Source organism: Ruegeria arenilitoris (assembly GCF_013031355.1).
GTDB classification, from domain to species: domain Bacteria; phylum Pseudomonadota; class Alphaproteobacteria; order Rhodobacterales; family Rhodobacteraceae; genus Ruegeria; species Ruegeria arenilitoris_C.
Genome location: NZ_WPZO01000006.1, coordinates 174,984 through 195,651, shown reverse-complemented (window position 1 = coordinate 195,651; position 20,668 = coordinate 174,984). Strand labels below are relative to the sequence as shown.

Annotated in this window: 18 protein-coding genes; 8 read left to right on the top strand and 10 right to left on the bottom strand. The window is 61.0% G+C overall.

From position 1 onward, the window contains the following. Positions 1 to 44: 44 nt before the first annotated feature. Positions 45 to 278, bottom strand: a complete 234-nt coding sequence (locus tag GOX63_RS15740; protein ID WP_170546341.1) for a hypothetical protein — start codon at positions 276 to 278, stop codon at positions 45 to 47. Between the two features lie 313 nt (positions 279 to 591). Continuing rightward, a complete protein-coding gene (locus GOX63_RS15735) occupies positions 592 to 2,250 on the bottom strand; it encodes an NAD+ synthase (protein WP_170327122.1) in 1,659 nt (552 codons plus the stop codon). A gap of 146 nt (positions 2,251 to 2,396) precedes the next feature. Here GOX63_RS15735 and GOX63_RS15730 point away from each other — a divergent pair, with 146 nt between their 5' ends. Next, positions 2,397 to 3,845 carry an MORN repeat-containing protein gene (locus GOX63_RS15730; RefSeq protein WP_170327123.1) on the top strand — a complete coding sequence of 483 codons (1,449 nt, stop codon included), beginning with the start codon at positions 2,397 to 2,399 and terminating at the stop codon, positions 3,843 to 3,845. A 10-nt stretch (positions 3,846 to 3,855) separates the two neighbouring features. Here the strand turns inward: GOX63_RS15730 and GOX63_RS15725 are convergent, their stop codons facing one another. Further along, positions 3,856 to 4,521: an SDR family NAD(P)-dependent oxidoreductase gene (locus GOX63_RS15725; RefSeq protein WP_170327124.1), complete on the bottom strand. Its 666-nt coding sequence runs from the start codon at positions 4,519 to 4,521 to the stop codon at positions 3,856 to 3,858. 288 nt (positions 4,522 to 4,809) lie between these two features. Between GOX63_RS15725 and GOX63_RS15720 the strand changes: the two genes are divergently transcribed. After that, positions 4,810 to 6,384, top strand: a complete 1,575-nt coding sequence (locus GOX63_RS15720) for a 2-isopropylmalate synthase (protein WP_170327125.1) — start codon at positions 4,810 to 4,812, stop codon at positions 6,382 to 6,384. A gap of 161 nt (positions 6,385 to 6,545) precedes the next feature. On the opposite strand, the gene GOX63_RS15715 is transcribed toward GOX63_RS15720, so the two are convergent. Further along, positions 6,546 to 7,337 (bottom strand): 23S rRNA (adenine(2030)-N(6))-methyltransferase RlmJ, encoded by a 792-nt coding sequence (locus tag GOX63_RS15715; RefSeq protein ID WP_170327126.1) that lies wholly within the window; start codon positions 7,335 to 7,337, stop codon positions 6,546 to 6,548. Positions 7,338 to 7,492: 155 nt separating this feature from the next. Here GOX63_RS15715 and GOX63_RS15710 point away from each other — a divergent pair, with 155 nt between their 5' ends. The 6 genes from GOX63_RS15710 to GOX63_RS15685 are packed head-to-tail and all read left to right on the top strand — an operon-like array spanning position 7,493 to position 14,059. Then, positions 7,493 to 8,539: a rod shape-determining protein gene (locus GOX63_RS15710; protein ID WP_039523195.1), complete on the top strand. Its 1,047-nt coding sequence runs from the start codon at positions 7,493 to 7,495 to the stop codon at positions 8,537 to 8,539. A 58-nt stretch (positions 8,540 to 8,597) separates the two neighbouring features. Beyond that, positions 8,598 to 9,500 (top strand): rod shape-determining protein MreC, encoded by a 903-nt coding sequence (mreC, locus tag GOX63_RS15705; protein ID WP_170327127.1) that lies wholly within the window; start codon positions 8,598 to 8,600, stop codon positions 9,498 to 9,500. Next, entirely contained in the window at positions 9,493 to 10,029 is a 537-nt protein-coding gene (locus tag GOX63_RS15700) for a rod shape-determining protein MreD (protein WP_170327128.1), read from the top strand. The genes mreC and GOX63_RS15700 overlap by 8 nt, the downstream gene beginning before the upstream one ends. Beyond that, positions 10,026 to 11,975 (top strand): penicillin-binding protein 2, encoded by a 1,950-nt coding sequence (gene mrdA, locus GOX63_RS15695; protein ID WP_170327129.1) that lies wholly within the window; start codon positions 10,026 to 10,028, stop codon positions 11,973 to 11,975. Before GOX63_RS15700 ends, mrdA begins: the two co-directional genes overlap by 4 nt. Beyond that, a complete protein-coding gene (gene rodA / locus GOX63_RS15690; RefSeq protein WP_170327130.1) occupies positions 11,972 to 13,111 on the top strand; it encodes a rod shape-determining protein RodA in 1,140 nt (379 codons plus the stop codon). The genes mrdA and rodA overlap by 4 nt, the downstream gene beginning before the upstream one ends. A gap of 15 nt (positions 13,112 to 13,126) precedes the next feature. Further along, positions 13,127 to 14,059: a 2-hydroxyacid dehydrogenase gene (locus GOX63_RS15685; protein ID WP_170327131.1), complete on the top strand. Its 933-nt coding sequence runs from the start codon at positions 13,127 to 13,129 to the stop codon at positions 14,057 to 14,059. On the opposite strand, the gene GOX63_RS15680 is transcribed toward GOX63_RS15685, so the two are convergent. From GOX63_RS15680 to GOX63_RS15655, 6 genes are all read right to left on the bottom strand, one after another. After that, positions 14,056 to 16,071, bottom strand: coding sequence for a M3 family metallopeptidase (locus tag GOX63_RS15680; protein WP_170327132.1), 2,016 nt, complete (start codon positions 16,069 to 16,071; stop codon positions 14,056 to 14,058). The genes GOX63_RS15685 and GOX63_RS15680 overlap by 4 nt on opposite strands. Before the next feature lie 56 nt (positions 16,072 to 16,127). Then, positions 16,128 to 17,174: a HesA/MoeB/ThiF family protein gene (locus GOX63_RS15675; RefSeq protein ID WP_170327133.1), complete on the bottom strand. Its 1,047-nt coding sequence runs from the start codon at positions 17,172 to 17,174 to the stop codon at positions 16,128 to 16,130. Then, the gene (gene dut / locus GOX63_RS15670; RefSeq protein ID WP_170327134.1) at positions 17,174 to 17,629 is read right to left on the bottom strand and encodes a dUTP diphosphatase; all 456 of its coding nucleotides are present in this window, start codon (positions 17,627 to 17,629) and stop codon (positions 17,174 to 17,176) included. Before dut ends, GOX63_RS15675 begins: the two co-directional genes overlap by 1 nt. Positions 17,630 to 17,644: 15 nt before the next feature. Continuing rightward, the gene (gene coaBC / locus GOX63_RS15665) at positions 17,645 to 18,841 is read right to left on the bottom strand and encodes a bifunctional phosphopantothenoylcysteine decarboxylase/phosphopantothenate--cysteine ligase CoaBC (protein ID WP_174826807.1); all 1,197 of its coding nucleotides are present in this window, start codon (positions 18,839 to 18,841) and stop codon (positions 17,645 to 17,647) included. Between the two features lie 63 nt (positions 18,842 to 18,904). Continuing rightward, positions 18,905 to 19,720, bottom strand: a complete 816-nt coding sequence (locus GOX63_RS15660) for a ChaN family lipoprotein (protein WP_170546339.1) — start codon at positions 19,718 to 19,720, stop codon at positions 18,905 to 18,907. Next, positions 19,717 to 20,595 carry an RNA polymerase factor sigma-32 gene (locus tag GOX63_RS15655; protein ID WP_170327136.1) on the bottom strand — a complete coding sequence of 293 codons (879 nt, stop codon included), beginning with the start codon at positions 20,593 to 20,595 and terminating at the stop codon, positions 19,717 to 19,719. Before GOX63_RS15655 ends, GOX63_RS15660 begins: the two co-directional genes overlap by 4 nt. Between the last annotated feature and the right edge of the window lie 73 nt (positions 20,596 to 20,668).

Below are 20,668 nucleotides of genomic sequence, written 5' to 3'. Positions count from 1 at the left end.
GGCGCGAGAAAACCCGCGCCGCACTGCTTGAATTCACTGGAAGTTTACGCGGCGCCGCTCAGTTCGGCCCATTTCTGGCGCAAGGTTGCCGCAAGGCCAGTATTGCAGGGCTGCACCTCTTCGTCCAATTCCGCTTGTTCGGGCAGAATCGGGAAGGCCGCTTTGGGTTTCGCTGCCTCGGCCGCAGGCTCGGGCTCTTCGCTTTCTTCTTCCCGAAGAAGATCAGCAATCGCCGTGTCAAGCTTGGCCTCGTCCAGAACCCGCCCCTCGGATTCCATAGACTTGTACCTTAACGGTGGGTGAAGCGGCTTGTCATATCCCTCATACATAATAACACCAAATCGTTAACTCAGATATTCACCATATGTGCGCCACAGTTCATACATCGAATTGAGGTCACACCGCCCCATGTGAGGCGTCAATTAAGCCAAAATGTGGCAAAAAAATGTCTCAATTTCAAGCGATCAGTTTCCTGACCGCCCGGAAAATCAAAACGTTATCCGCTTTTGGGAAACAATAATCCAATCATTGGAAAAATAGATCGAATTACGAAACATCATTATTGACGTCTTTAAGCGACTCCCGCTCAGTTCAGCCCCGGTCCCGCCAGCGGTTCACAATCGGATACCGGCGGTCCAGCCAGAACGCCCGGCTAGTCAGCCGCGTTCCCGGGGCGGACTGAAAGCGCTTGTACTCGCTTATATAGATCAGATGCTCGACCCGCCGCGCGTCGGCCTCGTCGAAACCGGCGGCCACGCAATCGGCGATCGAGCCCTCCTGATCGACCAGAATATCCAGAATCGCGTCCAGAACCGGATAATCGGGTAGACTATCGCTGTCCTTCTGATCTTCGCGCAGTTCAGCGCTGGGGGGTTTGTCGATGACCGAGGGGCGGATCACCTCGCCCGCGGGACCCATCATCCAGTCGCGATGATTGGCATTGCGCCAGCGGCAGGTCTCGAAAACGCGGGTTTTGTACAAGTCCTTGATCGGATTGTAGCCGCCGTTCATGTCGCCGTAGATCGTGGCATAACCCACCGCGACCTCGGATTTGTTCCCAGTGGTCAGCAACATCTCGCCAAACTTGTTCGAGATCGCCATCAACAGCAATCCACGCAGGCGGGACTGGATGTTTTCTTCGGTCAGGTCTTCGTCACGACCTGCAAAAAGCGGGGCCAGAGTCTCGGCCACTGCCGCCCGGCTGTCCGAAATCGGCACATAGTCGTAGTGCACGCCCAGCGCCTTGGCCACGGCCTCGGCATCGTCCAGTGAGGCCTGACTGGTGTATTCCGAAGGCAGCATCACGCAGCGGACATTCTCAGCCCCGATGGCATCCACGGCAATGGTGGCGACTAAGGCGGAATCAACCCCGCCAGACAGGCCCAGCAGAACCTTTTTGAACCCGGTCTTGCCCATGTAATCGCGCAGCGATTGCACCATCGCGCGATAGTCCTGCTCCCATTCATCAGGCTGCGGCACGATCTCGCCCGGCACGATGCGCCAACCGTCATCGCCGCGCTCAAGGTCGATATGGGAAATAACCTCATCGAAAACCGGCATCCGGAACGCAAGCTCTCCGCCCGGGTTCAGACCGAAGGTGGCCCCGTCAAAGACCTGATCGTCCTGCCCGCCAACCATGTTGAGGTAGATCAACGGCAGGCCCGTCTCGACCACGCGGGCGACCATATGGTTCAGGCGAACGTCGTATTTGTTGCGGAAATAGGGTGAGCCATTGGGGATCAGCAGGAATTCGGCCCCGGTTTCTTCAAGCGTTTCGGCCACGTCCGTGTGCCAGCTATCTTCGCAGATTGGGCTGCCAATGCGCGTATTGCCAACCGCATAAGGCCCACCCAACGGACCGGAGTCATACAGGCGCACCTCGTCAAACACGGTTTCATTGGGCAGGTGATGTTTCAGCACCTTGCTGCCAACTCGGCCGCCTTTGAGGATCAGGTAGGCGTTATACAGGCTGCCGCCTTCGACCCAGGGACCGCCAATCGCCACCGCCGGGCCGTCGGCACATTGCGCGGCCAGCTTTTCGACCGCTGCCATTGCCGCCTGATGAAACACCGGCTTCATCACCAGATCCTGCGTATTGTAGCCGGTGATGAACATCTCGGGGAACGCCACCAGATCGGCCCCGGCCTCGCGCGCCTGTTCCCACGCGGCTAACGCCTTGGCGACATTGCCTTCGATGTCCCCCACGGTGGGGTTGAGTTGCGCCAGAGTGATGCGGAAACGGTCGGCCATGCTGCCCTCTTGCCCTCGTCGGTCTTACTGCCATTTAGCAGATCATTGCGCGAGTGAAAGGCAAATGCGGCAAAACCCGTTGCTCTGCCCCTGCGCGTGCCGTAGTTTTGCGAAAAAGGAAGAACTCCGGACAGGCAGGACCGATCATGAACGCTTTTCGCCTTTCAATTGCCGCATCCGCGATGGCTCTGATTGCTGCAGGTGCAACCGCACAGGACGTTCAGGTGGATGACGAGGTCGGGGGCGTCTACGAAGGCACCTTTGAAAACGGCCTGCGCCACGGGACTGGCACCTACCGCCTGCCCAACGGGTTCGAATACAGCGGCGAATGGGTCGAGGGTGAAATCAAGGGCGCGGGCATCGCCCGTTACGTTGACGGCTCAATTTATGAGGGGATGTTCGCCAAGGGTCAGCCCGAGGGGCGTGGCAAGATCATCTATGCCGATGGTGGTAGTTACGACGGCGAATGGGCTGACGGTGCGATCAATGGCGAAGGCACGGCCATATACGCCAACGGCGTGCGCTATGAGGGCGGATTTCAGAACGCCCGACATCATGGCAAAGGCGTGCTGAGCGAACCGGGCGGCTACGGGTATGACGGCGACTGGGTGGAAGGCGTTAAACAGGGCAAGGGCAAGGTGACCTATGCCAATGGCAGCATTTACGAAGGCGACATCAGCAATGGTCAGCGCCACGGTCAGGGCAGCCTGACCCGTTCCGACGGGATGACCTATGTCGGCGACTGGGTCGAAGATCGCATCACCGGCACCGGGCGCCTGGCTTATGTCAACGGGGACCTTTACGAGGGCGAGTTGGCAGAAGGTCGGCGGCAAGGCAAAGGCAAGATGACCTATGCCAAAGGCGATGTTTACGAAGGCGACTATGCCAACGATCTGCGCCATGGGCAGGGAACCTATACCGGCACGGACGGGTTCCTCTATACCGGCGAATGGACCGAAGGCCTGCTTGAAGGGCTGGGCGAGCTGACCTACCCGGACGGCTCGGTCCATGTCGGGGATTTCAAGGCAGATCTGGCCGAGGGTAAGGGCCTTATCACCTATCCGGACGGCTCGACCTACGAAGGGGACTGGATCGCAGGGGTGATCGAAGGCGAAGGGGTTTCGACTTATCCCAACGGCACCGTCTACAGAGGCCAGTTTCAGAACGCCAAAACCCATGGCAAGGGCATTCTGACCATGGCAGACGGGTCCAGCTATGAGGGCGACTGGGCAGATGGTTTGCGGCAGGGGAACGGGCTGTCCACCTACCCTGACGGTACCACCTATTCCGGAGAGTTTCTGGCCGGGAAACGCCACGGGCAGGGCGAGATCATCATGGCGAACGGGTTCACCTATTCCGGGGAATGGACCGAAGGCAAGATAACCGGAGAAGGGACAGCGACCTATCCCAACGGTGATGTCTACGAAGGCACGTTCGTGGACGCGAAACGCCACGGCGCTGGCACCGTACGCTATGCCAACGGCGAAACGGAATCCGGCATTTGGAACAACGGCACGCTGGCAACGGCAAACGATGCCGCTCCAGAAGCGGCCCCCGAGACGACCCCGTCAGGCCCGGACAGTTCTGACGGCTGAAGCAAAACCGCTACCACGGCACCGGTTGTCCCGCCCAGTCAAGGAAACCGCCGGTATCGGCCGGGGTCAGCTGCCCCATCACGCCCAACAGGTTCGATGCGGCGTCATCCGGGGTAACGGCTGGATGTCGTCCGAGGTATTTCCGGGTGAACTCTGTTTTCACCGTCCCGGGATGCAACGCTACACAGATCGCCTGTTTGTGGGTGCGGGCAAGTTCGATGGCCGCCGTGCGAACGATCTGATTAACTGCCGCTTTCGCCGCCCGGTAGCTGACCCAACCGCCCAGCCGATTATCCCCGATCGAGCCCACGCGCGCCGAAAGCACGGCGAAGACCGCGCGGCGATTAGAGGGCAACAGGCGTGCCGCATGGCTCAGAACCAAGGCCGGACCCACGGCATTCAAGGCGAACTGGTCCATCATCGCCTGTGCAGATACGGCGCGGATGGTCTTTTCAGGGGCCGCGCCATTGATCTCTAGCGCGCCAGTCGCGACAAGGATCAGATCAAACGACCCGGTGAGTGCACTCAGAGTGCGGTCCACACCATCAGAGTCAGTCAGGTCAAAGCCGTCTGTCGGACGTGACAGGCCGGTCACCGCCACGCCCTGCCCGCGCAAGCGCTGACACACAGCCTGTCCGATCCCCCCTGATGCGCCGATGATCAGTGCTTTTTCCATGGCGAACCACCTAGCCGCCTGCCCGCGCGGATCAATGCGGCGCGGAAAAGAAACCGCTCACCTGCAGTTACGTCGCAAATTGCTCTTTTCATTCCGGGGCGGCTCTGTATAACCTCATCCCCATGATCAACCGCGCAGATATCCTTGTCGCCGACACCGCCCTTCGCGGTGCGTCTCTGCGTGGCCTACTGATCCTAATCCGCCTCTGAGCGTGCCATCCGGCGCGCCCGCTCAGAGGAGGACGCCCGCGCGCCATAGGCTTTAGGACAGAAGAAGAAAGAGAATCCCATGACCAACGTGACCGACCAAGACCGCGTCTTGATCTTCGATACCACTTTGCGCGACGGCGAGCAGAGCCCCGGCGCAACCATGACCCATGACGAAAAGCTCGAGATCGCCGAGCTGCTGGACGAAATGGGCGTCGACATCATCGAAGCTGGCTTCCCCATCGCATCCGAGGGTGATTTCAAAGCGGTTTCGGAAATCGCCCAACGGTCGAAAAACAGCCGCATTTGCGGTCTGGCCCGCGCCAACTTCGCCGATATCGATCGCTGCTGGGAGGCGGTGAAACACGCCGGGAAAAACCGGATTCACACTTTCATCGGCACCTCTCCGCTGCACCGCGCCATTCCGAACCTGACCCAAGACGAGATGGCCGAGAAAATCCACGAAACCGTCAGCCACGCGCGCAACCTCTGCGAAAACGTTCAGTGGTCGCCGATGGACGCGACCCGGACCGAATGGGATTACCTGTGCCGCGTGATCGAGATTGCGATCAAGGCCGGCGCGACCACGATCAACATCCCCGACACGGTCGGCTATACCGCCCCGTTGGAATCCGCCGATCTGATCAAGCGACTGATCGAAACGGTTCCGGGCGCGGATGAGGTGATCTTTGCCACCCACTGCCACAACGATCTTGGCATGGCGACCGCGAACTCTCTGGCCGCCGTGGCTGGCGGTGCGCGTCAGATCGAGTGCACCATCAATGGCTTGGGTGAACGGGCAGGCAACACCGCTTTGGAAGAAGTGGTGATGGCGCTGCGCACCCGCAACGACATTATGCCGTGGAACACGGGCATCGACACCACCAAGATCATGCACATCTCGCGCCGCGTGGCGACGGTGTCGGGCTTCAACGTGCAGTTCAACAAGGCCATCGTCGGCAAGAACGCCTTTGCGCATGAAAGCGGTATCCACCAGGACGGCATGCTGAAGAACCGCGAAAACTTCGAGATCATGCGTCCCGAGGATATCGGGTTGTCGGGGACATCTCTGCCCTTGGGCAAGCATTCGGGCCGGGCGGCGTTGCGTGATAAGCTGGAAACGCTGGGCTATGAGGTTGGTGACAACCAGCTCAAAGACATCTTCGTTCGTTTCAAGGATCTGGCTGATCGCAAGAAAGAGGTGTTCGACGACGACCTCATTGCGTTGATGACGCTGGATGATGACGAGAGCAACGACCATCTGCAATTGGTGTCGATGAAGGTCACCTGCGGCACCGGCGGTCAGGCGGAATCGACAGTCGAACTGGAAGTGGACGGCCAGGATGTCATCGCCACCGAACACGGCGACGGGCCGGTGGATGCGACATTCAAGGCGATCCGCGTGATCTATCCGAACACCGCCCGGCTGCAGCTCTATCAGGTGCATGCGGTAACCGAAGGCACCGATGCGCAGGCCACGGTTTCGGTGCGCTTGGAAGAGGATGGTATGATCGCCACCGGTCAATCCGCCAACACCGATACGGTGGTGGCCTCGGCCAAGGCTTATATCCACGCACTGAACCGGCTGAAGGTGCGTCGCGAGAAAACCGGCCCCGGCGCTGACGCGCGCGAGATCAGCTACAAGGATCTGACTTAATCGACAGGCAGGGACTCCCGCACCCGCGGCGGCCCGGCTTCGCCGACCCTTCTTGGGTATTGGGCCCGGCAGCGCGCCGCAGGCGCGCTGCCGGGCCTAACTCGGTTGGCTGCATCTTTGATGCGGGCAAGCGAGGCGGGAGCACCACCCCTTTTCAAAAATTAAGCTCTCAGAGATTTGAACAGCGTTGACAGGCGGGCCATTTCATCCTCAAGGCCGTATGGCGCGTTGATGATGAACATACCCGACCCCACCATGCGATGCCCTTCCCTCACAGGGTCAAACCTGACTTCGTGGCACAGGGGTTTCGGCAGATTCAGAGATTTCAGGGCGGAAGTCATCGCAGTGTGGCGATTGTCCGTCAGGATCGGGTACCACAGCGCAATCACACCTACATTCCATTTGCGATGCAGTTTGCCGATGATCCCCGGCAGTCGGTCATATTCCGACTTCACCTCATAGCTTGGGTCGATCAGCATCATACCGCGTCGTGGCGTCGGGGGCAGCAGAGACTGCGCCAATTCGTACCCGTCCTGCTGGTACACCTTGGCCCCATAAGATGACATCGCCATGGCCAGCACGGAATGTTCCTGCGGGTGCAGCTCGGCAAAATGCAGGCTGTCCTGATCTCTCAGCAAATTGGCGGCGATCAGCGGCGATCCGGGGTAGGCCTCAGCCCCATGCCTATTCTGAACAGCGCGGATCGCCTGTTCCAGCGGATGGTCCGCGTCAAACCACTTGGCCTGCTGGACGCGCCGGATGCCGGCCTCGGCCTCGCCCGTGCGGACCGCTTCGGCCGCGTCCAGCTTGTACAAACCCCGGCCCGAATGGGTTTCCAGATAGGTCAGCGGTTTGTCTTTACGGGTCAGATACTCCAGCACAATTGCCAATAAAGCGTGCTTTTGCACATCAGCCAGATTCCCGGCGTGGTAAATGTGTTGATAAGAGAGCATGTTGCCTTCTAAAGTCCCTCTCAATAAGGCGGAAAGGTGCTGATTGTCGCGGAATCAGCCCTTTTACCGGGCGTGCTGGCACCCTATAAGTCATCCGTCCCGGAACCGTCGAGTCGCGGGCAGTAGAAAAACCGACATACAGGATCAGGGGAAACATGGGGATCTTTGGCAATCTGGGCGGCCTGTTCACAGCGGACATGGCTATCGACCTTGGGACGGCAAACACCCTGGTGTATGTCAAGGGGCGTGGCGTGATCCTGTCTGAACCGTCCGTGGTGGCCTATCACGTCAAGGACGGCGTCAAAAAAGTGTTGGCCGTTGGCGAAGACGCCAAGCTGATGCTGGGCCGGACACCCGGTTCGATCGAAGCGATCCGCCCGATGCGTGAAGGTGTGATTGCCGATTTCGACACTGCTGAGGAAATGATCAAACATTTCATCCGCAAGGTGCACAAACGTTCGACCTTCTCGAAACCGAAAATCATTGTCTGTGTCCCCCATGGTGCGACCCCGGTTGAGAAACGCGCGATCCGTCAGTCGGTTCTGTCCGCTGGCGCCCGCCGCGCGGGCTTGATTGCTGAACCTATCGCTGCGGCCATTGGCGCAGGGATGCCGATCACCGATCCGACCGGGAACATGGTCGTCGATATCGGCGGCGGCACCACCGAGGTTGCGGTTCTGTCGCTGGGCGACATCGTGTATGCCCGCTCGGTCCGCGTTGGTGGAGACCGCATGGACGAGGCCATCATCTCGTACCTGCGTCGTCAGCAGAACCTGCTAGTTGGTGAATCCACCGCAGAACGCATCAAGACCACCATCGGTACCGCCCGTATGCCCGACGATGGCCGCGGCCAGTCGATGCATATCCGTGGCCGCGACCTGCTGAACGGCGTACCCAAGGAAATCGAAATCAGCCAGGCCCAAGTGGCCGAGGCACTTTCGGAACCCGTCCAGCAGATTTGCGAGGCGGTGATGACCGCGCTGGAAACCACGCCGCCCGATCTGGCTGCGGATATCGTGGACCGGGGTGTGATGCTGACTGGTGGCGGTGCGCTGCTAGGCGATCTGGATCTGGCCCTGCGCGAACAGACCGGTCTGGCCGTGTCGATTGCCGACGAAAGCCTGAACTGTGTGGCTTTGGGGACCGGCAAGGCCTTGGAATACGAAAAACAACTGCGCCACGCGATTGACTACGAAAGCTAAGGCGCGCACCCTTTAAAATTAGGGTAAACTCGGCACGAGCAGCACGGGAAGGTAACCTGTGGCAAAAGACCGATCACAGCGCGACGAATACACCACCCCCTTGCGCCGCCTGCTGTTGGGGATCGTGGTGCTGTGCCTGTTGGCCATCTTTCTGGTCTGGCGTATCGACAGCCCGCGGGTTGAACGGTTCCGTGCACAGGTCGTCGACCGGGTCGTGCCGTCGATGGAATGGGCGATGGTCCCGGTCACTGCCGTCGTCAATCTGGCCCGCGACTTCCAAAGCTATCAGCGCCTGAGCGAACAGAACCAGGAATTGCGCAGCGAGTTGCGCCTGATGCGCGCCTGGAAAGAGGCCGCGCTACAGCTGGAACAGGAAAACGCCCGGCTGCTGGACCTGAACAATGTGCGCCTCGATCCACGCCTGACCTATATCACCGGGGTTGTGATGGCTGACAGCGGCTCGCCCTTCCGGCAGTCCGTGCTGTTGAACGTGGGTGAACGCGACGGCATCACCGATGGGTGGGCCACGATGGACGGGATCGGTGTGGTCGGGCGCATCTCGGGCGTGGGCCCGGACACGGCGCGGGTGATCCTGATGACTGACGCCTCCAGCGCGATCCCGGCAACCATTCAGCCCTCGGGCCAAACCGCCCTGATCACTGGCGACAATACCCCAGCCCCCGCCGTCGAGTTTCTGGAGAACCGCGAACTGGTCCGTCCCGGTGACCGTGTTGTGACCTCAGGCGATGGTGGCGTATTCCCGGCCGGCCTGCTGATCGGCCAGATCACCGCCGACCCCGGAGGCCGTCTGCGGGTACGTCTGTCGGCAGACTTCGAACGGCTCGAATTCCTGCGTGTGTTGCGGTACCAGTCCGCCCCCACCATTCGGGACCCGGGCCGCATCGTTGGCCCCACCCAGCCCGAAGCCGCGCTGCCTCCAGCGGAGGTGGGTGATGGATAGCCAAACCTCGCAGCTTTGGTCCAAGCGGGGCCTGTACCTGTTTCTGGCCGCACTGATCCTGTTCCTGCACCTTTTGCCACTGGATACAAAACCGGACCGCTGGCCCTTTCCGGATCTGCTGATCGCGCTGACCTTTGCCTGGATGCTGCGGCGGCCCGAGTATGTGCCGACGCTACTGGTCGCCCTCGTCATGCTGATGTCCGATCTGTTGCTGCAACGCCCGCCCGGCCTGCTGGCGGCGCTGGTGGTTCTGGGCGCCGCTTACCTGCGCTCGGCCGCGTTTGGTTTGCGGGATTCGGGCTTTGTCAGCGAGTGGACCACCGTCGCCGTGGTCATCACGGCTGTTTTTATGCTGAATCGCATCATTCTTGCTATTCTGTCGGTGCAACAGGCAGCATTGGGGCCGGTAGTGATCCAAGTGGTTCTGACAATTGCGGTTTATCCTCTGATCGTTCTGCTCAGCCAGAACGGATTCGGGGTGCGGCGTAAATCCTCGGCCGAAACCGGCGCAATGGGGGCGCGGGGATGAAGCAGCGCAAACCCAAAGCCCAGGGCCTCGCCTACAAGCGCCTGCCTCGCAGAGCACTGATACTGGGTGGGTTGCAGGCCGCCTTTATCGGCGGGCTGGCCGCGCGAATGCGGTTCATGCAGGTGGATCAGGCCGATGAGTACCGCCTGCTGGCCGAGGAAAACCGGATCAACATCCGCCTGATCCCGCCCACCCGTGGCCGGATCTATGATCGGAACGGAGAAGTCATCGGGCAGAACTCACCCTCGTACCGGATCGTCATGGTGCGCGAGGATGCGGGCGATGTGGACGAGGTGATTGCCAAACTGTCCCAATTGATCCCCCTGACCGAGGATGAGATCGCGCGGGCCAAAACTGAGATGCGCAGGTCAGCCCCGTTCCTGCCGGTCACGCTGGCCGATCAGGTCACGTGGGAAGATATCTCGAAGGTCGCCGTCAACGCCCCGGCCCTGCCCGGTGTGATCCCCGAAGTGGGGCAGACCCGGCAATACCCGCGGTATGAGGACTTCGCCCACGTGGTCGGCTATGTCGGCCCGGTCAGCGATTATGACCTGAGCCAGATCGAAGATCCCGAACCGGTGCTGCGCATCCCCCGGTTCCAGATCGGCAAGGTCGGGCTGGAAGCCAAACAAGAGATCGCTTTGCGCGGCAAGGCCGGGGCCAAGCGGGTCGAGGTCAACGCCACCGGCCGTGTGATGCGCGAACTGGACCGGCAGGAAGGCACCGCCGGAGCCGATCTGCAGCTTTCAGTGGACGCCGACCTGCAACAATATGCGCAGGCCCGGCTGGCCGGTGAAAGCGCCGCTGCCGTGGTGATCGACTGCGAAACCGGCGATATCCGCGCCATCAGTTCGGCCCCCAGTTTCGATCCGAACCTGTTCGTGCGTGGTATCTCAGTCGCCGACTACCGGACACTCACCCAGGACAACTACCGTCCGCTGGCGAACAAGACGGTGCAGGGCACCTATCCCCCGGGCTCGACCTTTAAGATGATCACTGCCATGGCCGCGCTTGAGGCCGGTGTGATCGGCCCCTCGAACACAGTCTATTGCCCCGGTCACCTGAAGGTAGGCAGCCGCCGCTTCCACTGCTGGAAACGGGGCGGGCATGGCACGGTTGATCTGGAAACTTCGCTGAAACGCAGTTGCGACGTTTATTATTACGACGTGGCCCTGCGGGTGGGGATCGACAAGATCTCTGACATGGCGCGTATCTTCGGGCTGGGCGTCAAACACGATATCCCGATGTCCGCCGTGGCCGCCGGACTTGCGCCGAACCAAGAATGGAAGCAGCGTGTGCACGGGCAGGACTGGTTGGTGGGTGACACTGCAAACGCCTCGATAGGTCAGGGCTTCATGCTAGCCTCGCCGCTGCAACTGGCGGTGATGACGGCGCGCATAGCCACTGGGCGCGCAGTGACCCCGCGTCTGGTACGCTCGGTAAACGGCGTAGAACAGCCCTCGGGCGCAGGTGAACCGCTGGCCGTAAACCGCAACAATCTGGAACAGGTGCGCCAGGCGATGTTCTCGGTCTCAAACGACCGGCGCGGCACTGCGTATCGCAGCCGCATCATCGCGGACGAGTTCCGCATGGCAGGTAAAACCGGAACCAGTCAGGTCCGCAACATCACCAAGGCGGAACGTGCCGCGGGCGTGATCCGCAACGAAGACCTGCCTTGGGAACGCCGGGATCACGCCCTGTTCGTCAGCTTTGCGCCTTATGACAATCCGAAATATGCCGTGGCCGTGGTGGTCGAACATGGCGGAGGCGGTTCCAAAGCCGCCGCTCCGGTGGCCCGCGATATCATGCTGCAGGCGCTCTATAACGGCACACCCCCACTCGAGGCCTATCCGACCGCCGACCGAGACCGCATTAAGGAACAACAAAAACGGCTGGAGGGCGACCGTCGCCCCAAAGCGCGTCCGACCGAGAAGGACCGCGCATGAGCTATCTTGAATACGCCGTAAAATCCACGCCCTCGGGGTTCCGCAAGTTCCTGTATATGAACTGGCCGCTGACGCTGCTTTTGATCAGCGTGGCCAGCGCCGGGTTCCTGATGCTGTATTCCGTGGCCGGCGGGTCGTGGACGCCGTGGGCCGAGCCGCAAATGGAGCGTTTCGGGCTGGGGCTGACCGTCATGTTCATTATCGCGCTGGTGCCCATCTGGTTCTGGCGCAACATGTCGGTGCTGGCCTATCTCGTCTCGATCGCTCTGCTGGTGTTTGTAGAGTTCTTCGGAACGGTCGGCATGGGTGCGCAGCGCTGGATCGACCTTGGCTTCATGCGACTTCAACCGTCCGAAGTCATGAAAGTCGCGCTCGTCATGGTTTTGGCGGCCTATTACGACTGGTTGCCATCTCATAAAACGTCGCGCCCACTTTGGGTGCTGATCCCGGTTGTCCTGATCCTGATCCCCACATTCTTCGTTTTGAAACAACCCGATCTTGGCACCTCAATCCTGCTGTTAGCGGCAGGCGGAGGGCTGATGTTCCTGGCCGGTGTTCACTGGGCTTATTTCGCCGCTGTCATCGCCGCCGTGGTCGGCCTGATCGCCACCGTGTTCAACAGCCGCGGGACCGAGTGGCAGTTGCTCAAGGATTATCAGTTCCGCCGGATCGACACCTTCCTTGATCCCTCGACCGATCCGCTGGGCGCGGGGTATCACATCACCCAGTCCAAGATCGCGCTGGGGTCCGGGGGCTGGAACGGGCGTGGGTTCATGCAGGGCACGCAATCGCGGCTGAATTTCCTGCCCGAAAAACACACTGACTTCATCTTCACTACGCTAGCCGAAGAGTTTGGGTTTGTCGGCGGCATCACCCTGCTGACCCTCTATGGCCTGATCCTGATCTTCTGTCTGGTCACCGCGCTGTCGACCAAGGATCGGTTCTCGTCGCTGGTCACGCTGGGCATCGCGCTAAACTTCTTTCTGTTTTTTGCCGTTAATATGTCGATGGTGATGGGACTGGCCCCTGTTGTGGGCGTACCGCTTCCGATGGTCAGCTATGGCGGCTCGGCCATGCTGGTTCTGATGGCCGCCTTCGGTATTGTCCAAAGCGCCCATATCCACCGCCCTCGCTGATCCGAAAGGCCCCCCATGCCCGTGAACATCCTGTTTTCCGCGCGCCCTGCCCTGTGGCCCGTCTATGAGCCGCTGCTGACCAAATACCTGACCGAAGCGGGGCTGGATTTTCGCCTGAGCACCGAGTTGGAGCCGGATCAGGTCGACTATGTGGTCTATGCCCCGAACGGCGGGCTGTTGGATTTCACCCCCTACACGCGGCTGAGGGCCGTACTCAGCCTCTGGGCCGGGGTTGAGAAGATCGCGGACAACGACACCCTGACCGTCCCGCTGGCACGGATGGTGGACCATGGCCTGACGCAGGGCATGACCGAATGGGTGGTGGGCCATGTGCTGCGCTATCACCTTGGGATGGATCAGCACATCACTGTTCAGGACGGCGTCTGGACACCTGACGCACCGCCATTGGCCACCGAACGCCGGGTTTGCATTCTGGGTCTTGGAGCGTTGGGCGAGGCTGCGGCCCGCGCGTTGGCCGCGCTGAATTTTGACGTCACCGGTTGGAGCCGTTCCGCCAAGGACATTCCCGGCGTCACCTGTTTGCATGGCGAAGACGGGTTGCGCACCGCCCTGTCACAGGCCGAAATCGTTGTCCTGCTGTTGCCGGACACACCGGCCACCACAAACACTCTGAACGCCGAAACACTGGCCCTGCTGCCCAAAGGCGCACACATCATCAATCCCGGCCGAGGGCCGCTGATCGACGACGATGCACTGCTTGAGGCTCTGAATTCGGGTCGGGTCGGCCACGCAACGCTGGACGTGTTCCGAGTCGAGCCTTTGCCAGAAGACCACCCCTATTGGGCGCACCCGAATGTGACGGTGACACCGCATATCGCATCGGAAACGCGGCCCGTGACGGCAGCGCAGGTGATTTGCGAAAACATCCGGCGGGGTGAGGAAGGCGAACCCTTCCTGCACCTCGTGGATCGTGATTTGGGCTACTAGGCGGCGATCAAGCCACGTCCTTTCAGCAGGGCTTCAACCCCCGGCAGGCGTCCGCGGAAGGCCAGGTAAAGGTCCTCGGCCTCGCGCGAACCGCCGGTGGACAGGATGTTGTCCTCCAACGCCTTGGCGCGTTCAGGGTCAAAAGCCCCACCCGCCTCTTCAAACGCGGCAAAGGCGTCGGCGTCCATCACCTCGGACCACATGTAGCTGTAATAGCCCGAGCTATATCCGTCGCCTGCAAAAACATGCGCGAAATGGGGCGTGGCGTGGCGCATCCCGATGGCCTGCGGCATCCCGATCCCGGCCAGCACCTCAGCTTGTTTTGCCATCGGATCGGCTGGGGCTGCACCATCATGGAACGCCAGATCAACCAAAGCCGAGGCGACATATTCCACCGTCTGGAACCCCTGATCGAAATTGGCGGCCTTCAGCACTTTCTCCAGCATGTCCTGCGGCATCGGCTCGCCGGTTTCGGCATGGGTTGCAAACTCGGCCAGAACCTCGGGCACCTCCAGCCAGTGCTCGTAAAGCTGGCTGGGCAATTCGACGAAATCCCGCGCAACTGACGTGCCCGATATGCTTTCATAGGTCACATTCGACAGCATCTGGTGCAGAGCGTGCCCGAATTCGTGGAACAGCGTGCGCGCATCGTCATAGGACAGCAACGCCGGGTCCCCCTTTGCGAAGTTGCAGACATTGATCACGACCGGAGCCTGCACCTTGGGGAACTTGGCCTGCGACCGCATCGCACTGCACCACGCACCCGAGCGTTTCGATCCCCGCGCAAAGTAATCACCGATGAACACCGCGATATGCTGTCCGTTGCGCGTGACTTCCCATGCCCGGCAATCGGGGTGATAGAGCGGCACGTCCAGCCGTGCAAACTCCAACCCAAACAGACGATTGGCGCAGGCAAAGGACGCTTCGATCATACGGTCCAACTGCAAGTAGGGTTTCAGCGCAGCCTCATCCAGATCATGCTCGGCCTTGCGGCGTTTCTCTGCATAGTAACGCCAGTCCCATGCTGCCAGCGGACCATTGACGCCGTCTTCCTGCATCATCTGTGTCAGGGTTTCGGCGTCCGCATCAGCGCGGGTCTTGGCCGGCTCCCACACCTGCATCAGCAGGTCTCGGACCTTGTCCGGTGTGCGAGCCATTTCCGTTTCCAGCTTGAAGGCCGCGAAGTTGTCATAGCCCAGCAGCTTGGCCCGTTCCTCGCGCAGCTGAAGAATTTCGGCTGCAATTTCACGGTTGTCGGTCTCACCCCCATTGGCCCCCCGCGCGGTCCAGGCGCGATAGGCCTTTTCCCTCAGGTCACGGCGGGGCGAGAATTGCAGGAACGGTACGATCAGGGACCGGGACAGGGTTACCACCGGTCCCGCCGCTCCCTTTTCCTGCCCCGCGGCACGGGCGGCATCCACCACGAAACCCGGCAGACCTTCCAGATCATCCTCGGACAGTTCCATGAACCAGTCGCGCTCATCGGCCAGCAGGTTTTGGGTAAACGAGGTCCCCAACGAGGCCAGCCGCGCCTTGATCTCTTGCATCCGGGCATCCTCATCACCCTCAAGCGCCGCACCGGACCGTACGAACCCCCGATGGGTCAGCATCAGAACCCGCGCCTGTTCGCCGGTCAGGTCCAGTTCGTCCTTGCGCGCCCACAGGTCGGCCACCCGCTGGAAAAGAGCCTTGTTCGAGGAAATTCCCGAGAAATGCGCGGCCAACTTGGGCGAGAACTCGCGCTGCAACTCTTCGCGCGCCGGATTGCTGTCAGCCCCGGCGACGGTGAAGAACACCGACAGAACCTTGTCCATCTCCTCGCCCGCAGCCTCAAGCGCTTCGATCGTGTTGGCAAATGTGGGCGCGTCCGGGTTGCCCGCAATCGCGTCGATCTGGGTGTTATGGGCCTGCATTGCCTGATCCAGCGCGGGGGCGAAATCGTCATCGGCAATGTCGGCAAAAGGCGCGATTTCAAACGGCGTGGTCCAGTCGGACAGGATCGGATTGGTCATACAAGTCTCCTTTGACCACAGAATTAGGAACGGCAGGCCAGATGATCCAGAGCGGGTTACGCCCCAGCGCCACAAATCGGACAATCGGCACGGCGCGACAGGGTGATCTTGCGGCTTTCACCATAGAGCGCGTCATAGATCAGCATCTCGCCGCGCAGGGGTTGTCCAGCCCCGGTGATCACCTTGATCGCTTCAACCGCCATCATCGAACCGACCACACCGGGCAACGGGCCGATCACACCCGCCTCGGCACAAGAAGGGGCTAAACCGGGGGCCGGGGCTTCGGGGAAGATGCACTGATAGCAGGGCGCATCATTGGCAGGATCAAAGACGCTGAGCTGTCCTTCCCATTGTGACAGGGCGCCTGAGATCAGCGGCTTGCCCAGCGCCACCGCCGTTCGATTGGCCAGATAGCGGGTGTCGAAGTTATCGGTGCCGTCGAGGATCAGATCAAAGTCAGCGAAAAGGTCGTGGGCGATTTCGTCGGTCAGTCGACGGTGATAGGGCAGAACGGTGACGTTGGGGTTCTGCGCCTCCATCGCCTGCTGGGCCGAGAAGACCTTGGGCATCCCGATATCGGCATCGCGGTGAATCACCTGCCGTTGTAGGTTGGCATTTTCGACCTCGTCATCGTCGATCACGCCGATTGTGCCCACTCCGGCAGCGGCCAGATATTGCAGGGCCGGCGCTCCCAGCCCCCCGGCGCCGATGACCAGAACGCGGGCCTTTTTCATTTTCTTCTGACCTGGCCCGCCCAGCTCACGCAAAACGATGTGGCGGGCATAGCGTTCCAGTTCGGTTTCAGAGAATTGGTCGGATGGCATAGCGGGCTCCTTGGCGGCGGCAGGGGCTGCGCGGTTTCTCAGCGCTTTCAGCACCCTTCCGTAAACCAGAACCAGAATGGCCACGCCACCCAAGATCAGCCAAAGCGCCGCAGAGCCGCCAGTCGCCTCACGCAACGGATGGCCATCCGGCAGTACCAGCTGAGCCGTTATGACGCCCAGCAGAAGAACCCCGACCGAGGTCATGCGGGCAGTCCGGGACACTCCGGCAATATAGCCGATGCCCCACAGACCCGCAGCCAGAATCAGGACCAGCAGCATCAGCCTCGCCCGGTCGAGCCGAACCCGCCCGCACCGCGGACTGTGTCGCTGAGCGCCTCCGCCGGCTCGAACGCGGCCTGCACCACGGGGGCGACGACCAGTTGGGCGATGCGTTCGCCATGGGTGAGCTCGAACGCCTCTTGCCCGGCGTTCAGGACGATTACGCCCAGCGGGCCGCGATAGTCACTGTCGATCGTGCCGGGAGTGTTGGGCAGGGTAATGCCGTGTTTCAGCGCCAAGCCAGAACGGGGACGCACCTGAACTTCAAACCCCTGCGGGATTTCAATACGCAGCCCCGTCGGCACCAAGGCGCGCTGACCGGGTTCCAGCGTGATCGAGGCCCCGTCCGGCAGATTCGCCCGCACATCCGCCCCGGCTGCCCCGGAGGTTTCATAAGATGGCAGCGGGACTGACGGATCAGACCCTTCCTCTCGGATCACACGAATAGCAACCATCACTGCTCCTTTGGTTTAGCTGATCAACGCTTCGGCGATCTTACGTGCCAGACGCTTGGCCACTTCATCCTTGCCCATGCGCGGCCATTCCTCGGCGCCGTCGTCTGAAATCAGGATCACCGCATTCTCGGACCCGCCCATGATCCCCGTCGCCGGGCTGACATCATTGGCTACAATCCAGTCACAGCCCTTGCGCCCTCGTTTGGCGGTGGCGTGTTCGATCACATCGTCCGTTTCAGCCGCGAACCCAACGACCAGCGCGGGGCGGCCTTTGTCCATATGCGAGACACGCTTCAGGATGTCGGGGTTTTCGGCAAACTCCAGCACGGGCAATCCGTCGCGGCTTTTCTTCAGTTTCTTGTCTGAGGCACTGGCCACGCGCCAATCGGCAACAGCCGCCGCAAACACACCCGCATCGACAGGTAGCGCCGCATCAACCGCGTCGGACATCTGTTGCGCGGTTTCCACCGGCACAACTTGAACCCCGTCTGGCGGCGGTACATCTGCAGGGCCGGTTACAAACACCACCTCAGCCCCCAGCGCGGCCATCGCACGGGCGACCGCCGCGCCCTGCGCCCCGGACGAGCGGTTGGCGATATAGCGTACCGGGTCGATGGGTTCATGCGTCGGCCCCGAGGTCACCAGCACACGCTTGCCGTTCAGCGGACCATCACCCAGTTCCGCTTCGATCGCGGCCACAATCTCCAACGGCTCCGACATGCGTCCGGGACCATATTCACCGCAGGCCATATCGCCCTCGTTCGGGCCCACAAAACGGATGTCATCCGCCTGCAACTGTTTCAGGTTGCGTTGAGTGGCCGGGTGATCCCACATCCGCACATTCATCGCAGGCGCACACAGAACCGGCGTGTCAGTTGCCATCAGCAGGGTCGAGGCCAGATCATTGGCCAGCCCCCCGGCCATCTTGCCCATCAGATCGGCAGTCGCCGGTGCAACAACAATCAGATCAGCCGAACGGGACAATTGAATATGCCCCATCTCGGCCTCATCCGTCAGGTCGAACAGGTCGCGATAGACCTTCTCTCCGGCCAAAGCTGACACCGAAAGGGGCGTCACGAATTCCTCTGCCGCGCGGGTCAGTACGGGTGTCACATACGCGCCGCGTTCCCGCAAACGCCGGATCAGGTCCAGCGACTTATACGCCGCGATCCCACCGCCGATGATCAGCAGAATGCGTTTCGATGCCAGCATGATGAACCCTTCCCGTCCTGGTCGGTCCCGACATTAGGCAAGCGGACCGGACAGTTCCAGCGGTTAATTCTGTGTTTCAAAAGCCAGGCAAGGGTCTTCGCGCTCAACGATAGGACTGTCGATCACCGCGTCGAATTCCCCGTTTACCAAGCCGTCCTCGGACTGGCCCAGTACAAACACCTTCAACCCCGGTCGCATACGAGCCAGAAAGGTCGGAATGCCCCGATCCTTGCGTGCGTGGCCATTGCCGGTGATCACCGCAATCGGTCCGCCGGTTTCATCCGTTGCGCGCAAGATGGCGCGGGTCAGAACCGCGTCGCGCAGCCGCTGTATGGCGACCAGTTGCGGCAAAGCGGTTTCCGGGATCGCATTGCAATGAGCGGCCAGTTGATCGGCCTCGCGCACGGCCTGTTCGTCAGCCGGCAGTGGAACGGTCAGACCATACCGCGCCGCATCCGCCCCCAAGGCCGTGGCTGCACCCCGCTCCATCGCCGCACGGGCGGCTGTACGCGGGACCATTGCGCCATAAACCGGCGCGTCCGAGGCCTGAAACACCGGGTAATACATGCTGAGTGGCGGCCAGCCGGATTCGATCCATTTCAGAATACGCGCAAGTTCCTCGGGGTCGGAGACAGCCTTGTCCGCAAGACGCTGCGCACCTTCCTCGGTCACCATCTCCCACACAACGGCTGAGGGCTTCACGGCCTTCAACGCCTCGGCCTGAATGACATGGTGCTGAGGATTGTCGTGAACCTCGCCCAGAATGACCACGTCCGCCGACATCATCGCGGTCAGAACGTCATCGGGTATCAGATCCTCAGCATGGCCGGGGCGGGCCATAACCACAAGTGCACAAAGCAGAATCGCAAGCTGTCTCATGCGATGAAGTGTTGCACCTCACGCGATTGAGCTTCAAGGCTCTTGCGCATTTTCACAAACGCCGCAGCCTCGAGCTGACGCACGCGCTCCTTGGACAGCCCAAGTTCCTTCCCAAGGCTTTCCAGAGTCCGGGCCGGTTCACGCAGTTTGCGTTCGCGCACGATGAACCTTTCGCGGTCATTCAACGCCTGCATCGCTGTCACCAGCCATTCGCGCAGCCGTTCGGTGTCATGATTGTTTTCGACCGTTTCGGCGGCCTGCGCACGTTCGTCTTCCAGTGCATCAATCCACTCGCGCCCGTCCTCATCCGCCGACTGCACCGCGTTCAGCGAGAAATCAGAGCCGGACAGCCGCCCTTCCATCATCTCGACATCGCGCAGGGGCACGCCAATCTCGGCGGCGATCATCTGGTGCAACTGGTGGCGGTCCAGATCCATCCCTTCGGTCGCGGCCTCACGTTCCAGACGCGCCTGAACCCGACGCATGTTGAAAAACAGGGATTTCTGGGACGAGGTCGATCCGGTTCGCACCATCGACCAATTGCGCATCACGTAATCCTGAATGCTCGCTTTGATCCACCAGACCGCATAGGTCGAAAACCGCACGCCGCGGTCCGGATCAAACTTGTCTGCGGCTTTCATCAGACCCAGACCAGCCTCTTGGATCAGATCATTCATCGGCGCGCCATAGCGTTTGAATTTGGCCGCCATCGAAATTGCCAACCGCATATAGGCGGTGATCAGCCGGTGAAGCGCCTGTTCGTCGCGCTCATCACGCCAAGCATAAGCGAGCCGCAATTCTGTCTCTGCGTCCAGCAGTTCGGCCTTCATCGCTTGCCGGGACATCGAGAAATCGTTCGCATTGTCCAGTGCCATGGAAATCTCCCCTTTTCGCAGGCGCGTGGCCGGGCTTGCCTTGCCGACCTATGGTCGATACGCAGAACAAAAC